General features: G+C 55.7%; 11 protein-coding genes and 2 pseudogenes. 9 read left to right on the plus strand and 4 right to left on the minus strand.

Features of this window, described 5'->3' with window-relative positions:
• Positions 1 to 725 precede the first annotated feature (725 nt).
• Positions 726 to 1,151, plus strand: a complete 426-nt coding sequence (locus ASE94_RS20905; protein WP_156351973.1) for a hypothetical protein — start codon at positions 726 to 728, stop codon at positions 1,149 to 1,151.
• Between the two features lie 559 nt (positions 1,152 to 1,710).
• Here the strand turns inward: ASE94_RS20905 and ASE94_RS07320 are convergent.
• Positions 1,711 to 2,103 (minus strand): hypothetical protein, encoded by a 393-nt coding sequence (locus tag ASE94_RS07320; protein ID WP_156351976.1) that lies wholly within the window; start codon positions 2,101 to 2,103, stop codon positions 1,711 to 1,713.
• A 962-nt stretch (positions 2,104 to 3,065) separates the two neighbouring features.
• On the opposite strand from ASE94_RS07320, the gene ASE94_RS07330 reads away from it, so the two are divergent.
• The 4 genes from ASE94_RS07330 (at position 3,066) to ASE94_RS07345 (ending at position 6,234) form a co-directional block, all read left to right on the plus strand.
• Complete coding sequence (locus ASE94_RS07330; RefSeq protein ID WP_062629813.1) at positions 3,066 to 3,338, plus strand: hypothetical protein; 273 nt, start codon at positions 3,066 to 3,068, stop codon at positions 3,336 to 3,338.
• 909 nt (positions 3,339 to 4,247) lie between these two features.
• Positions 4,248 to 4,763 carry a dihydrofolate reductase family protein gene (locus ASE94_RS07335; protein ID WP_280137169.1) on the plus strand — a complete coding sequence of 172 codons (516 nt, stop codon included), beginning with the start codon at positions 4,248 to 4,250 and terminating at the stop codon, positions 4,761 to 4,763.
• A gap of 451 nt (positions 4,764 to 5,214) precedes the next feature.
• Positions 5,215 to 5,643, plus strand: a complete 429-nt coding sequence (locus tag ASE94_RS07340; RefSeq protein WP_062629815.1) for a hypothetical protein — start codon at positions 5,215 to 5,217, stop codon at positions 5,641 to 5,643.
• A 162-nt stretch (positions 5,644 to 5,805) separates the two neighbouring features.
• Entirely contained in the window at positions 5,806 to 6,234 is a 429-nt protein-coding gene (locus ASE94_RS07345; RefSeq protein ID WP_062629816.1) for a GNAT family N-acetyltransferase, read from the plus strand.
• A 186-nt stretch (positions 6,235 to 6,420) separates the two neighbouring features.
• On the opposite strand, the gene ASE94_RS07350 is transcribed toward ASE94_RS07345, so the two are convergent.
• Entirely contained in the window at positions 6,421 to 7,650 is a 1,230-nt protein-coding gene (locus ASE94_RS07350; RefSeq protein ID WP_156351979.1) for a hypothetical protein, read from the minus strand.
• Between the two features lie 331 nt (positions 7,651 to 7,981).
• Complete coding sequence (locus ASE94_RS07355) at positions 7,982 to 9,103, minus strand: alkene reductase (RefSeq protein ID WP_062630008.1); 1,122 nt, start codon at positions 9,101 to 9,103, stop codon at positions 7,982 to 7,984.
• 148 nt (positions 9,104 to 9,251) lie between these two features.
• Here ASE94_RS07355 and ASE94_RS07360 point away from each other — a divergent pair, with 148 nt between their 5' ends.
• Together ASE94_RS07360 and ASE94_RS07365 are read left to right on the plus strand one after the other, a co-directional pair.
• The gene (locus tag ASE94_RS07360; RefSeq protein WP_062630009.1) at positions 9,252 to 9,611 is read left to right on the plus strand and encodes a helix-turn-helix domain-containing protein; all 360 of its coding nucleotides are present in this window, start codon (positions 9,252 to 9,254) and stop codon (positions 9,609 to 9,611) included.
• Between the two features lie 241 nt (positions 9,612 to 9,852).
• Positions 9,853 to 11,289, plus strand: a pseudogene (locus ASE94_RS07365) (IS66 family transposase); the annotation flags it as partial.
• 39 nt (positions 11,290 to 11,328) lie between these two features.
• Here ASE94_RS07365 and ASE94_RS07370 read toward each other — a convergent pair.
• The gene (locus ASE94_RS07370; protein WP_156351982.1) at positions 11,329 to 11,778 is read right to left on the minus strand and encodes a hypothetical protein; all 450 of its coding nucleotides are present in this window, start codon (positions 11,776 to 11,778) and stop codon (positions 11,329 to 11,331) included.
• A 1,519-nt stretch (positions 11,779 to 13,297) separates the two neighbouring features.
• On the opposite strand from ASE94_RS07370, the pseudogene ASE94_RS21645 reads away from it, so the two are divergent.
• Both ASE94_RS21645 and ASE94_RS07385 read left to right on the plus strand, forming a co-directional pair.
• Positions 13,298 to 13,462 (plus strand): annotated as a pseudogene (locus tag ASE94_RS21645) (glyoxalase superfamily protein); the annotation flags it as partial.
• 858 nt (positions 13,463 to 14,320) lie between these two features.
• Positions 14,321 to 14,533, plus strand: a complete 213-nt coding sequence (locus ASE94_RS07385) for a DUF4287 domain-containing protein (RefSeq protein WP_062629822.1) — start codon at positions 14,321 to 14,323, stop codon at positions 14,531 to 14,533.
• The last annotated feature ends 1,437 nt before the right edge of the window (positions 14,534 to 15,970 follow it).

Here is a 15,970-nt window from a genome sequence, read left to right on the forward strand (position 1 = left end):
AGCGGCGACTGATCTGGTAGATTCCGGACATGCTCGATGCCGCCGAACTTCCTGACGATATTGCCGCCCTCAAGGCGATGCTTGTCGCTGCNTCAACATGGGCGCCTCCTCAAGTGGTGTGTTCAACACCTCCACTTTGGCACATCGATGCCGCCGGGGGGCGTCCACCCCATCACCCCAAAGGCGTCGGCCTTCAGTCGACCAACTTTCTGCCATCTGGAAGCAACATAAGGATTGCCAAAAGCGGCCGTAGCAAAATGCGCCCCACAATTATAATCTCGAAGACGGTGCATGCTTGCACGATTGATCGAATATTTGCATTCTGATCCGTCGCACTCGTCGGACACATGCGGCACGGCAAGCCATCTAGGTTTAGGAGGTCGTCATTAGGATAAAGGAGGAAATCTGCCCAGAGCACGGGTTGGTTCTTGCCCAGCGCAAGGAAATGCCGTGGCCCATCGTCGTGACTATGTTGATCATAACTTTCGGGCAAATTGCTCCGACATTTGACTACAGATGTCCAAAATGCGGACTTCGTACCGAGCCTCGTCCAGAGTAGACGGAAGGGGATTGTCCTATTCGAAAAAAACCACCCTCGCCAATCGGCATTTGCGAGCTTAAAAGCTGGATCCGCCTGCTACTTGTTGACCCTATTTTGTTGTTTACCCCGCGAGCCCAACACGCGTCCTCCACACAGCAAAGTTTCGCAAAGTGAGCAGCGATCGTTGAATAAATTTGCGCCTCTAATTGCACTAACTTTTTCACAAGTGCTGTCAGTTGAAGCGGCACCCAAGGCTGTTGAAGAAACAAGCCTGTGTTACGACCCGGTTCTAGTCGATCGCGCAAATTCTTATAAGGATACAGGCGCAGGAACAGTGGAGAGCATCACTTATGAAGTGAACTGCGACGATCTGGTTTTGACTGCTAAAATGATTACCAAAAAAGACGAAACTCGAGGCATTTCGGCGAATTTAGAAAGCCTCAAGATATCGATGCAGACATTTTTCTGCTCTCCGCTTGGCAGATTTTCGAGTAATTTTGATGCCGGATGGAAAATAAGGTTCAACATCCACAACAACGAAAATTCCGACGTCTACGGCTTCTGGATCGTTAACTGTGACACTACCCAAGACGTTCTATCGACGTCATAGGTGGCGACCGCAATCGCCGAAGTAGTCACTTCCAGTATGTTGATTGGCTAAATTATTATAATCGAAAAACTTTCGCTCAAAAAAAACAAAAAAAGACTTAAAAGTAGCGATGGTCTCGCTGGTGAGCATTTGATTCGGTCATCTCGGCCCATACAGTTCAGCGGGAACGTCGATTTCGATCCTAGATAATCTCTGTATTTGATGGGGCAATTCGACATCCAGCGCGACTATAAACACATTATAGTTTCGCCCTGACGGCCTTATCTTGAAACGGCAGGGACCTGTAAATTCCACTTTATCACCCCTGAATACGGAACAAGCGCTCTGATACTCACGTTCGAGGGCCGCCGACCATAGAACAGATGTCGAAGGCGGTAGCGCATAGATCAGATGATGGCTTTTCGATCGTATAAAGGCGTCAAAGTCGATCGGTAGCCCCTCTCGCATTTGGTCAGTTCTCACCACGTGCCAGCAGTTTTTGTTGATGGGCATTCAGGCGGAGGTGCTTGTCCCGCGCCCATAAAGGGGCAGTCATGCCGAATGGCAAATTGTTCTGAACTCAGTCGTCTTTCACGCTCTCTGACAGGTTGCTCTCAGTAGACAAAATAATCATCAACACAACGACCCATACGGTAATTGTCACCACACCCGTATATGCCCAAAGGGTGATGTAATCGCCAAGAGCGTGCAGCAGATCGCCTATATCTGCACCAGCAACTAAACACTTGCTCGGTCCTGCCTCGGTTACCTTGCACCGAGGAAACAACAGCAACGCAAGCCAGCAAAGAACAGGAGATGCCCCAAGCAGGACCCAAGCTATCTTTGCGACTTTCAATGCGGTGCGGATCAACGCGAACTCTGCAGTTAGGTTATCGATCGAAATGCCAGCGTTGGCCCACAAACCACCCAAGCCAGGCGAATAGAGCGCACGAGCAAGCATAAGTAGGGACAAATTTGGATCCTATCAACACGCCAGTCGTGACAAAGCGCGCAACCACTTGCATCTCGACCTCATAGTCTCACCTTGCTGCCAAATTGCTCTGATTTAGGACCTGCAGGTTGTGTCTGCCTCGGCGCATTTATGAAGGGAGTATTGCCTGTTGCCTTGCCACACCAATTGCTAATCGATTCGAATAGCGGTGCTATACCTACCATATGACAACGAGTATTGTGCAAGAGAGCATAATGGGGGGAGTGTGTTGATAACTTTCGTCGAAAATTTATTGGCCTTCACAGTCCGCGGCGGTCTAGCACTTATCACCTTGTGTTTTTTCGCCAGTTATGTTCGCGAACTCTGGTACTTTTTTCTTGACCGCGACAAGTACAATACACTTCCTAAACCCATTTTCAGAGGGGGAGAGGAAACGGATGGACCGGTCTTGGGCACTGTCGGGAGACTGCTTTTAGCGTATCCCATTTTCATTGTAATAGGCGGGTTGGCGTCCTACGATTCTACCCTCAAAGTGATCTCCTGCATTTACCGGCAACAACCCTAAGAAACCACCTCTCTGAGACTCCGCACCCAAGCCGAACCACCCCTCATTTTTGCACTGCCGGTAGCCGAAGTCACTCTCATGTCCGACTACCGTGGATCACTGGTTTTTGTGCTGACCCGCCGATATCTGCCAGTCCGCAAATCATCCCTATAAGTTCGGGATGATGCCGCCCCGTCTCGATCATTCAAGACCTTCTTTCGAATGAAGGAATACAGCCGCTGACCTGTTAGATTTGCTCTGCACCTCGTTGCTTGATGGGAACAGCAATACGAATTGGCTATTAAAAAGACGGACTATTTTCTAGACGGGGAGATTCATAGCCGCGGCTGCGCTTGTGGGGCCTGGGTCACTAACGCTTCTGCTGTTTTGGGCTTCCGAATTTGCCATTCAACCACAACGTGGAGATGGTGGAGGGATAATGGCAGCCACGTTCAACGGCCTTCTGTATCTGATCTTTGGCTACGCTCTCGGCGTCTTCCCTGCGTTGATTTCCGCTCTCTTGCTGGTCTGGCGACGACGCGCGTCGGTGCTGGAAGCAGTGATCATAACCATAGCCACCACGGTCTCTTTGTCCTTTTTGGCGCAGCCCACCCGTCACGATTTCTCACCCCTCGCGATTGCGAGCGACGCAGGGAAACTTGGGATATTCATACTTCCGGGCATTTTGTGCGCCGGGCTGACGGCACATTAGTGGGGAGCTTTCGATGACATTCACGCAGACGAACGGTAGTCAATTTGGCTTCGTATAGACTGTTCCTTGTCGGGAGCTCACAGCGTCCGTCCAATGGCAATCCGAGGCTGCCGATCGGCAGCGGACCATATGGCTTGCATACTGCATGAGTTGGAATGTCGTCGGAATCTGGCATGCGACTAGTAGACGCAAGAGGCAAATTTCTTGCGCTTTTATCTGGCTCATCTCAGTCGGAAGGTAGTTCGGTGTATAAAAAAATTACCGCTTTGACTGCGGCTATAGTGATCATTGCCCTGACTTGGGGTTTCGTAAGTGCTAGCCGCGGTGCATATGGTTGGCAGGTCTATGGTATGACTCAGCAATGCAAGTTTGAGGCGCTACTTTACATGGATCAGAACAACTTTCCATTCGCCGTACCTGAGTGCTCGCTTAGGACTTGGGATGGAGACCAAGCGTTTTTCGAAATCACGGGGCCGCTGGAAGGGTCATTCTCATGTCATGCAGAAGAAGCTAGTCACGCATTCAAAGCACCCGGGCAGTGCGTCCTGAATGTTGAACCCCTATGAGAGCTGCGCGGCTCGTAGGGATTCTGTGTGCTTTGAAGCAATTCAGCTCTGAAGGCTGCGAGACCGGAAACCCTCCCTTTTCAGGTGCAGCTGAAACAAACTGCGAAAGGCAGCTTTCAGGAGTTTGAGATGAGACTTGGAACGGCAGGAATGGGGTGCGTTGCCGTCCGGCGGCTTCCGACCCCGTTTCGGTCGTCAGCACCAGCGACGCGGTTGCCCGAAACCTGCCGTTGCGATCGGTGACGCACGGGCCAGGCTCTACTGACAGGAGCTGTCACCGTCGCGGTGCAATTTCCATCGACCATTTCGAAGGACAATACCCATTCCCACTGGCCATGTTTTCATCGGTACTAGCCTCGATGGATTTATCGCGCGCAAGAAAGACGACATTGCCTGGCTGACCGAATATCCGACCCTTGGCGAGGATCACGGGTTCAACGCCCATATGGCGCGCGTCGACGGGGTGATCATGGGGCGCGGTACCTATGAGGTTATCAATGACATGCAGCCCTGGTACTATTCCAAGCCGGTCGTGGTGCTGAGCCGCTCGCTGACCCAGGCGGACATCCCCTCCCAGATTGCCGACAAGGTAGAGGTGATGAACGCCACGCCGGAGGACGCGATGCAGCGACTTGGTGAGCGCGGCTGGAAGGCGGCCTATGTCGATGGCGGCACGGTCATCCAGTCCTTCCTACGGGCGGGCCTCATCGATGATATGGTCATCAGCCGCATCCCAGTGCTGATCGGCGAGGGCATTCCGCTTTTCGGGCCGCTTGAGGGCGATCTCTTGCTGGACCACGTGCGCACCAGGGCCTTTCCGTCAGGCATGGTGCAGTCTGTTTATCGCGTCAAACGTTAGCACGCTTGGGGTTCTTGGGACGACGGCTGCCGACCTCGTTGCGGCCAAGGCCCTTCGTTCAGATGGACAGCAGTTGTCAGGAAGGGTGGTTTAGGCGCTACACACCCATAAGCTGACATTCCGCTTTCCACCCCTAAGTGGCGGTCGGCTTCTAACCCCATTTTTCCGTTGGCAGCTAGAACTAGAAATCCCGAAAGTACCCACAGCCGATTGCATCAAGGATACCCTTCCTTCAACACGCGACCTTTGTTGAAGTCCAATCAAGCCCCGAGGAGTTGGAGTTTTGAATGGTGAGCGACACGAACGCTGTGGTGGTCAGGCGGATTTTCGAGTTGCCTGAGAATTTTGAACAATTCCTCCACGAGGCTGCTGCCGAGGGTTTTGACAGGCAGAAGAACTCTGGGGCGTGGCGCTTGTTGTCCTGGTCTGTGAAACATGCTGAACTTACAAAATGATGAAGGCAACCTTTCGTATTCCAGCCTATGTGGCAGCAGCGAGCGTGGGTTCTCTTACCATGGGCATGCTCCTCGGCCTGCCAATAGGTCTGTTTGGCATAATATTCGGAGCAGTTATGGCAGTGCCTGCCATTCCAGTCGTCATGCTTGCTATGTGGCCCGCGCTCATGCTTTGGTTATACTTGGCCAATCGTTTCGCATGGCAAACGAGATCGAATTATTTCTGGTACTCAGGAGCGTCTTCAGTCGTCACCGCAGGTGTTTTTCTCGTTATTCGCCTTTTCGTCGGAGCGATCGAACCACCATCATTTCTTGTCCTGTTTGTCGGTACAGCATTGCTAATTTTTTGCGGCGGGTTGGCTGGTTTAGCCTATCGTGCTGTCATGCTGTGGGATCAAAACTCGGGCGGATTGACGCTCTTCTAGGATATGGCATGCGCCGTAAAAGCCGCTGTTTGTAAACTGCATCATCTGCGATGGGCGAAAGTGCCCATTTGTGGTGCAAAACGACTACACTCGGGCTGACCGCTTCCCAACCTACTAAAGTCGACGGCTGACAACGAAAGCGCCTGACGGGGCGATTGACGGATGAAACTTCGAAAGTTCGCAGCCGATGATTGGCCTTGGGTGCAGGAGTGGTTTCAGGATGCGCTTCTGAATCTCGAGCTCGGGCCGATGGACCAAGCGTGGTTGGAGGCGGTCCTTGGTGACCACAATGGAGTGCAACTGGTCGCGTCGATTGAAGACGTGCCGGTCGCTCTTATCGGATGTATTTGGGGCGCAGATGAACATCCCTCTCACTACATTACGGACATAGCCGTATCTCCGAAATTGCGCGGCCAGGGCTTTGGGCTCAGGGCGCTACAATTAGTGATGGCTTGGCCAGCACATCCGCCGACTTCCAAGTGGACCGCTTTCGTAAATCCGCAGAACCACCGGGCACAGTCGCTGCTCAGAAAAGCCTCATGGTTAGAATTTGGCATGTCCGACGGCATGTTGAAATTCGAAACCAGTTAGGTCCGCTTCCCTGCCGCAGATCCCAAAACCCGCCAGTCCGCATTCCACCCCGAAGAGACCGGTCTGCGGCCGACCCCTTGTCAGACATTTCGGCCAAATCTTGCCTTCGCTGTTTGCGGACAATCTCGGTCTAGACTCTGCTGTCCTCTAGGGTGAACTTGCTTAGCCTGACTTATTGGCCAAGCATCAAGCGGGTTCACCGTCCGACTTTGGCAGGGGATCGACGACGTGGATGATACTCTCGGGCAACGGGCCTGTCCGAGCGAACTCTTCCAGGCGATCGATAAGGCCAGCACGCGCTTCTGTCCAACGGTCCAGCCATTTTGCCTGGTAACGCATTTTGATGTTCAGCGATCTCCAAGAAAAGTAGTGGGTGCAGTGGGGAACGGGTACTGACCCCTCAGGATTGCAGATGATCCAGTTACCGCCTGACGTGGATCGATAAAGGGCCTCGCTCCCGCCGATTGTAGCAAAATCGCCGACATGATCCAGGCCTGTCGGCGCATCGCCGCTGGAATTCGGAATGAGCCTCGATTCCCAGGATTTGCCGCCGCCAAGTTCGAGTTCAACATACCAGTCGAGGGTGCGACAGCCGCCATTCGCTGGGCAAGACGGCCGAGCAAGTGCGGTCGCGGTATTGGGAGCAAGACCCTCGAATTCCTTGTTATTACCAATGGAGCGCGGTGCGAAATCCGGCAACAGCCCTTTAAGATAAAGGTCTGACACTTCGCCTGGGGTGTGCTCGTCATTGCTTAGACCCATATAGATGTTGTTTGCTGGTATGATCATGCGCATGCCGGCAATCATTGCGAGATAAAGTCTCGGGTCGGGCTGCCGTGGTTCGCCAGGCCCTGTCGTACAAATGAGATCGGCCGGACATTTGCCGCGTCTTGCTTCGGCTCGGTCCTTGAAGTTGTTTCCTATCGTTCCGAAAAGTCCGGCTACGGTCGCTGTCGCCACAGCGACTGGCAGCACCGAAACAAGGGTAGCTGGCATGCCACCCGCAGGGCGTCTTGGCAGGACCGGAAGAGGATGCATGGGGTTAGGCAAGATGCCGGCCAGCCTCGCAACCAACCAGCCTACTATCCAGCCGACCGGCAATATGGGCGCGAGCACGAGGCCATATCCGACCCAAATGTCGTTACCCGAAGCGATCTCGTGCCAGAGGAGTCCGGCAGAGACGGCCGTTCCTGCCAGAAAGAACTGTCCGAACGTAAAATAGCCGACACATCGCGAAACGACGACTGCCAGGATCACAGTCCAAACAGTCGGCCAGATTGCGATCGGGGCGCCCATGTAAATGCCCATTCCAATGGCGAACAGTCCCGCAACAGGTTCGCGGGCTGCAAAGAACAAGGCGATCGGCACAGTGATGAAGGCCAGGTTGAAAACAAAGCAGAACGCGAGCAGCTTCACCCAATCGTCCCACCTCATACGAAAACGTGCAGCTGGAAAACGCATTCGTGGTCACCGTCCGCGAAATTTTGACTAGTCTGGCAGCAAGTCTCTCAGCCGCAAGGAGCAAAGGGGACTTTGGTTACCAAGGTGCAAGCAAGAAGCACGGCGAATTCATTCGCTGTCCACCGCCGACCCCTTTGCTGCCATTCGGGTTTTTAAGTGGCCTGCCCGAAAGCAGTCGCCATTTTGGTAGTAGCGGGCGCTCGAGACATGCCGCGTGATCTGTCGCGAAAGAATAGGTGGCGCAGGGCTGCGCCACCTGTCACGCGTATTGTTAGGATTGGCTCGGCTACTCGGTGGCTAACGCGTCGCTCGCTAGCGGATAGTCCACATAACCGGCTTCGCCACCGCCATAATAGGTGTCACGATCGCCTGGACTCAGCGCCAGGTTGTTGCGGAAGCGATCGACTAGGTCAGGATTGGAGATGAATGGCGCACCGTAGGCCACTGCGTCGGCGATACCATCCTCCACAAGCGCATTGCCGGTCTCGAAGCTGTAGCCGCCGTTGGCAATCAGCGAGCCGGCGTACATTGGCCTGAAATATCTGGCGACATCCTGCCCGAGCCGTTCGAGATGAGTGCCGGTCAGATCGTTGATCGGGTTCATCAACTGCAGGTAGGCAAGCTGACGTGTCGACAGTTGTCTGATCAGATATTCATAGGTCGCAAGCGTTTCGGGGCTGGCCACATAGGCGCCGACATTGTTGAGGCCGGGACTGAGCTTGATCCCGATGCGGCCAGGCGACCAGGCACCCGCGACAGCATCAACAATCTCCAGCACGATGCGGCTGCGGTTTTCCGCCGAACCACCGTAAGCGTCGGTCCTGCGGTTGAGGTTGTCATGCAGGAATGCCGGGATCAGGAAGGTGTTTATGCCATGGATCTCGACTCCGTCGAACCCGGCCAACTGGGCCAGGCGGGTCGCTTTGGCATAGTCATCAACCGTCCGGGCAATATCGGTCAACTCCATCGCCCGCGGCGTCACTGTGTCGGTGAGGCCAGCCGGCGTGAACGCCTGCAGGCCTGGGTTGACGGCAGAAGCGGCAAGCGGCAGGGCTCCATCGAGGAGTGCGGGGTGTGATGCCGGGCCGGTGTGGCCCAATTGAACGAAGATGCGTCCGCCTGCCGAATGGACCGCATCGGTCACCTGGCGCCAGCCCTCGCTCTGCTTCTCGGTATAGATGCCAGGCACGTTGATGAAGCCGACGCCTTCACGGCTTGGCCATGTACCCTCAGTGAGGAGCAAGCCAGCTGATGCGCGTTGCGCGTAATATTGCGCCTGAAGGGCATTGGGAATGAAATCCGGGTCATGCGTCCGGGCCCGGGTCATGGAGGCCATGATGATGCGATTGGGAAGGTCGATGTCGCCCAGCCGGATGGGATCCAGCAAAGAATGGGTTGAAGTGCTCATGTCTGCTCGCGATGCGGCGGGGCTGTCCATGGCCAGCGCCTCAGGAAGGACCATGCCCGTCGACATCGTCGTGCAACCGAGATAAGACGATGCGCACTTTCAATCCAGTACCGACTATTTGGTAAGTATTAAATTGCGCGAGGCTATGATGAGCGAGAAAAATTTCAGCTGCGGGCTTGAGGCGGTGCTGGCAATCCTGGGGGGCAAGTGGAAACCCCTCATTGTCTTCCACCTGGCCGGTGGCGCGAAGCGCACCGGCCAACTGCGGCGACTGGTCACCAATGTCAGCGAGAAAATGCTGATCCAGCATCTGCGGGAATTGACCGATGACGGCGTCATTTGCCGCATCGATTTCCAGACAGTGCCGCCGCGCGTCGAATATGAACTGACCGACTTCGGCCAAAGCCTGGCCAGAGTTCTGGCTCCTCTGTGCGAATGGGGAACGCGGCACACGGAGGAAGTGGCCATGATTGTGCAAAATCGTCAGCGCTCGGTAGCGGCGGCCTAACGGTGTGGACCTCTGTCAAGAAACCACGTCTGTATCTGGCCAAGTCCGCTGTTAAGCACATTGACCGCTAACCACCCCTTTTCACCATGGCTTGGCGTCAGCGGACCGGCTGCTTTTAGGAATTCGAAATGTTAGTCTGAACGGCAGAAATGGGGCGCGTTGCCGTCCGGCGGCTTGCGACCCCATTGCGGACGTAGATGCTCGGCTGTCGAATTACCGATAGCTGACGCCAGCAAGGCCNTTGGAAAAGCTGGTCGCCGCGTTCAAGCAGGCAGCCTTCGGACGCCGGTCGGAAAAGAGCGATCCTGACCAGTTCGAACTGGCGCTGGAAGATCTGGAAACGGCAATCGCGGTTATCCATGCCGAAGAGGACGCCGAGGATCGCGTCGCTCGACGGCCGGCCAAACCGCGCAACGCCAACCGTGGTTCGCTGCCCAAGCACTTGCCGCGGATTGAGGAGATCATCGAACCCGAAAGCCTGATCTGTGGCTGTGGCGGCGGGTTGCACTGCATTGGCGAGGACGTATCCGAGCGGCTCGACGTGATCCCGGCCCAGTTCCGGGTAATTGTGACCCGTCGTCCCAAATATGCCTGCCGGTCCTGCACGGACGGCGTGGTGCAGGCGCCAGCGCCCACCCGGCTGATCCAGGGTGGGCTGCCGACCGAGGCCACCGTCGCCCATGTTCTGGTCAGCAAATATGCCGATCACCTGCCGCTCTATCGCCAGGCGCAGATCTTTAGCCGACAAGGTGTTGATCTAGACCGTTCAACCCTTGCCGACTGGGTTGGTCGGGCCGCCTTCGAGCTGCGTCCGGTTTACGATGCGCTCATGGCGGACCTGAAACGGTCATCGAAGCTCTTCATGGACGAAACCCGCGCGCCGGTGCTCGATCCTGGAGCCAGAAAAACCAAGACCGGATACTTCTGGGCCCTTGCTCGAGACGATCGGCCCTGGAGTGGCACCGCGCCACCCGGTGTGGCCTTCACCTATGCCCCGGGCCGAGGTGGTCTACATGCCGAACGGATCTTACAGGGCTTTGGCGGCATCCTGCAGGTGGATGGTTATGCCGGCTATAACCGGCTGATCGCGCCCGGCCGCGTCGGCGCGGATATACAGCTCGCCTATTGCTGGGCCCATGCCCGTCGCAAGCTAGTCGAGATCACGCGCGCCGGCACGGCTCCGATTGCCGAAGAGGGTGTACGGCTCATCGGCGAGCTCTATGCCATCGAAGCCGATATCCGAGGCCTCGGGGCGGATGCCCGCCTTGCCGCTCGCCAGCAGCGATCAGCACCGGCCGTCGTAATGATACGGGAATGGCTCGATCATCATCGTGCCCGCGTCTCCGCGAAAACGCCCCTTGGGGAGGCCTTGAGCTACATTGCCAAATACTGGACTGGGCTCGTGCTGTTCCTGGCCGATGGCCGCATCGAGCTCGACAACAATGCCGTTGAGCGGACCATCCGCCCGATTGCGCTGAATCGGAAGAACGCACTCTTTGCCGGCCATGATGCTGGAGCAGAAAACTGGGCCGTCATCGCCTCCCTGATCGAAACCTGCAAGCTCAATGGCGTCGATCCCTACGCCTGGCTGAAGGCATCGCTCCACGCCATCGTAGCCAACCACAAGCAGAGCCGCATCAACGAACTGCTCCCTTGGAACTATGCCGCCGACGTGTGATGGGCACACCGCTTACGATGCAGGTTCGCCGTGAACTGGCTATGGCTCACCGCCGATCGTCCTGTTTAGGCGAGGAATGCGCCGCACACGTCCTATCGGATCGAGTACCCTCAGCCGTTTTAGTGGCACTCCCGAGTATTCTGTGATCGTGCACTTCCCGTTTGTATCGGTAACTTCCACAGAGACTTGGTGAGCAAGGGTGGTCGTATCAAAGCGAGCCCGCAGGGTGATGAAGTCCGAAATGTCTGCGCCGTTGGCTGTACAAAATGAGGGCAACACCTCTTGGAACCGCACAACGGCGCCACGCAAATTCTCCGAAAAGGTGCCGCGCACTATCCGCCCGTTGAGAAAGTCCACTTCCAGGACCCCGTCGCCGGCCGCCGCCTCACCGAACACGTCAGTGTTCCAATAGCCAATCACGAAGCACAGGCCACTGGCGAGCGAGTCCGCTAGGTTATGCGCAATGGCGCAGAGCTTATCGTGCTTCATGATTACCACCGATGTCCGCTCGTTAGCCAACACGGCCAGGAACGGACTGTCAACTTTCCACCCCAGTCTGGCCGCTGGGGAACGTCCGCTTTTGGCAACCGGCAAAAGTGACCTGAATGACCGGAATGGGGCGCAAAGCTGTCGGCATTGTCCTTTAACTCCTGGCAGCCTGGCTGATCATTGCCCTGTTGATACCGCAAGGCAACCCGGTTGTGTGGCTGCTGGCATGGAGCATGAACCAAGCTCGCTTTTAATAGTGGGCAGCAGCTACCGACGCCCTATACGGTCTCGGCGCAAAGGGAATTTACTCCAAAGCGGACATCGAATTCACCTGCCAACTTGGGTTGGCTTCGCCAGCTTCTTCAAAACCCACGACAGGCCGACGGTAACGAGTACAGCTGGTGCCGTGAGCGCTGCAAATAACCAGGCAGCATTTCTCGCGTCCTCGCAGTCAAAGAAATCCGGACAGATTTCGCCCGCCCTAAGGAACAGCGACGCGGTCATAAATCCAAGCACACTGGCGACCACAATAGAAGCGAGCAGAGATATGAGCGCAATTCCGACAAGGGCACTTCTCACTTCTGCCGCTTCCCCAGTGAAATTTGCGTAGCATTTATCCTGCACGAAGCCGCCGAGCCGAAATTAATCCCGACAGCGGCGCAAGCTTGCGCCAAGCCGCCGAAGCAGCCACTTTCCCGTATGATTGCTCATGAGGGCGGTAGTTGAACAGGTTTTATATTGTCGTTGTCGGCTCGGTCATTCTGGGAGGCTGGTTGGGCTACGCCCTGGCCGTAGAAATGTATAGGCCGGATGAGAAAAAAATTAGACAGATTGTTTCCGCAGAATATCTGAGAGAATGGTCAAGCAACACTAATTCACCGCCGATCAAACCCGACGACTGCTCGGTGGAGGAGGCTAGCTCTGATGAGCGGCGCCGGGGCGTATATTTCATTGGTATCTGCAAGTCGGATTTAGACAACGTACCGGTAACATTCACGTTCGAACTCAGCGAGACTGCGCGCCTTGAGCGCTCAGAAAGATGGCCTTGATTGCTCGCTGCAACGCTGCGGACCGGTCTCGCTGAAAAGAATCGATGGTCTGCCGTTCGCCAACTGACCAGCGGATGCCGTACCTCGGACCAATCCCAAAGCCGCTAGGCCTCCTCCCATTCCCTTGCAGATGTAGCCGAGCCTCACCGCGAATGGCAGCTTTCGGGCATTGGCGATGAAACTTGGAACGGCCGGAATGGGGCGCGTTGCTGCCCGGGCGGTTTCGACCCCATTGCGGACGTAGATGCTCGGCTGTCGAATTACCGATAGCTGACGCCAGCAAGGCCNAGGCACCGTTGACAATTCTCAGCAGCGGCGTAACCTGCCAGCTGGCCTGTGCAGCCCGCCGCTCGCGCCCACCTGGGAATGGTGAATGCACCCTGGTTTTGGTTTGACCCACAAATCCTGGGCAGGCCTGTCAGCAATGCGAGCACTGATCTTTTCTTCTGCCCACGAGAAGGATCGAACCCATGCATAGCTTCATGGATGCTAAGCTCATGGCGAAGCTGCTGCGGCAGGCTCTCGCCGAAAGAAGCATCGAAATTACCCACAGTGATAGCCTCGAATTGGTTTCTCGACAATTTGGCATGGCCAATTGGAACATGCTTAGTGCCAGGATTGATCGCGCCAGCTCGCCTGCTGAAACTCTACCTGACGGCTGGTTCAAGGCAGGTAAGAGTCCTCATCTCTACGATACCCGCATCGATCATGAGAACGGTTCAACTGTTTTGATCTCGGCCAAGCCCGAAATGCGGCACGACATCCGAGGCGACGATTTCTGCACGGTTATGCAGAGCGTGGACGCCGAGCCGTTCAAAGGCCAACGCATCCGGCTCGCTGGCGAGCTACGCACGGAGGATGCTGGCACTGGCGTGACCATTTGGTTCCGGGTCGACGGCGCCAAGGGAACGCTTCTGTTTGACAATCTTGAGCTGCGGCGACCCGAGGGGCCATTGGTCGGAACGCAGAGTTGGAACGAGCGATCCGTTGTTTTCGATATTCCCGAAGAAGCGCTGAGCCTTCACTATGGCTTCTTTCTGAAAGGAGCCGGCAAGTGTTGGTCTCGCAAGTTCAGCTTGATCGAAGTCGATGGCAGCGTTCCAACCAACAGCGGTAAAGGGCCGGTTCTTCCTCGCCCGACAAACCTAGATTTCGGGCAAGGGGCTGCGAATTAGCAGTGACAAGCGGCGGAGCAATATCCGCCGCTTGAACTGATCTGGGGTGTGTGAAGCTAGTACGCATCGTCTGCTTCGGCGGGACACTCACCAGTAGCTGACAGTCAGGAAACCACCCCANTATTTGATGTGGCGGCGACCTAAGCGGACCGGCAGCTTTCGGGAAATCCAAAATGCAGTCTGGACGGCGGGAATGGGGCGCGTGACAGACAAGCTAGGTTCTTTCATAGACGGTTGATAACTGGCACACTATCAAACGCGTTTTCGTTGGCTGTCTACAGTGACCGGCCATAGTCTTCGGAGGGGGAGCTTGGCACCGTGGCAGACGATCAGGTCAAAGGACCCGCCTCTTATTTTCCTTCTATCGAGAAGAAGTATGGCCGACCAATTGCCGATTGGCAGGATTTGGTGCGCCGAAGCATGCCCGCAAAACATATGGAATTAGTCGCCATGCTGAAGCACGATCATGGCATGGGTCATGGCCACGCAAATGCGATCGTTGCCCATGTCTTGGCAGAGGACAGAACCTAAGCTTTCTGCCGTCGATGATATGAGGCAGCTTGGACTGGGATGCCAAATGTCGACTGTCCACCTCCCACCTCCCACCCCTTGAAGACCTCTTAGGGCATTGAGCCGAGTCCGCTTTTGGGATTTCCATGACGGTGGTTTAGCGGCTGGAATGGGGCGCAAAGCTGTCGGCATTGTCGTTCAACTCCTGGCAGCCTGGCTGATCATTGCCCTGATGATACCGCAAGCCAGCGCGGTTTGTGGCTGCTGGCATGGAGCAGAAACCACGCTCGCTTTTAATTGTGGGCAGCAGCTACCGACGCCCGATACGGTCTCGGCGCAAAGGGAATTTATTCGAAAGCGGACCTCGGATTCACCTTCCAACTTGGGTTGGCTTCGCCAACTTCTTCAAAACCCACGTTGAGCCGACGGTAACGAGTGCAGCTGGTGCCATGAGCGCTGCAAATAACCAGGCAGCATTTCTCGCGTCCTCGCAGTCAAAGAAATCCGGACAGATTTCGTCTATCCTAAGGAATAGAGACAGGGTCATAAATCCAAGCACACTGGCGACCACAATAGAAGCGAACAGAGATATGAGCGCAATTCCGACAAGGGCTCCTCTCACTTCTGCCGCCTCCCGAGTGAAATTTGCGTAGCATTTATCCTGCACGAGGCCGCCAAGCCGAGAATCGATCCTGACAGCGGCGCAAGCTTGCGCCAAGCCGCCGAAGCAGCCACTTTCCCGTATGATTGCTCATGAGGGTGGTAGTTGAACAGGTTTTATATTGTCGTTGTCGGCTCGGTCTTTCTGGGAGGCTGGTTGGGCTTTGCCCTGGCCGTAGAAATGTATAGGCCGGATGAGAAAAAAATCAGACAGATTGTTTCCGCAGAATATCTGAGAGAATGGTCAAGCCACACTAATTCACCGCCCATCAAGCCCGACGACTGCACCGTGGAGGAGGCCAGCTCTCATGAACGGCGCCGGGGAGTGTATTTCATTGGTATCTGCAGGTCGGATTTAGACAACGCACCGGTGACATTCACGTTCGAACTCAGCGAGACTGCGCGCCTCGAGCGCTCAGAAAGATGGCCTTGAGTGCTTGCTGCAACGCTGCGGACCGGCTTCGCTGAAAAGAATGGACGGTCTGCCGTTCACCAACTGACCAGCGGATGCCGTACCTCGGAGATCCCAAAGCCGCCAGGCCCCCTCCCATCCCCTTGCAGATGTAGCAGAGCCTCACCGCGAATGGCGGCTTTCGGGCATTAGCGATGAAACTTGGAAAGGCCGGAATGGGGCCGACCCTTCCTTACAGGTTCCGCCCCCACAGCGGGACATAGGTTGCCAATCCCACAAAGCCTGCAAGTTGCCGCTTGCGGTAGTTATCTCTGGGTCGCTAAAACAGTGTTGCCGTCCTGCGCGGTCAGAGCTACGTAAGAGGTTTCATGCGTTTCGTCCTGTCT

Source organism: Devosia sp. Leaf64 (assembly GCF_001421945.1).
Classification (GTDB): Bacteria; Pseudomonadota; Alphaproteobacteria; order Rhizobiales; family Devosiaceae; genus Devosia.

What these genes read in the sequence shown, in the direction of transcription:
- ASE94_RS07330 (WP_062629813.1), top strand. Translation starts at nt 3,066, where the DNA reads ATGGCAGCCACGTTCAACGGCCTTCTGTATCTGATCTTTGGCTACGCT.
- ASE94_RS07340 (WP_062629815.1), top strand. Translation starts at nt 5,215, where the DNA reads ATGATGAAGGCAACCTTTCGTATTCCAGCCTATGTGGCAGCAGCGAGC.
- ASE94_RS07345 (WP_062629816.1), top strand. Translation starts at nt 5,806, where the DNA reads ATGAAACTTCGAAAGTTCGCAGCCGATGATTGGCCTTGGGTGCAGGAG.
- ASE94_RS07355 (WP_062630008.1), bottom strand. Translation starts at nt 9,103, where the DNA reads ATGAGCACTTCAACCCATTCTTTGCTGGATCCCATCCGGCTGGGCGAC.
- ASE94_RS07360 (WP_062630009.1), top strand. Translation starts at nt 9,252, where the DNA reads ATGAGCGAGAAAAATTTCAGCTGCGGGCTTGAGGCGGTGCTGGCAATC.
- ASE94_RS07370 (WP_156351982.1), bottom strand. Translation starts at nt 11,778, where the DNA reads ATGAAGCACGATAAGCTCTGCGCCATTGCGCATAACCTAGCGGACTCG.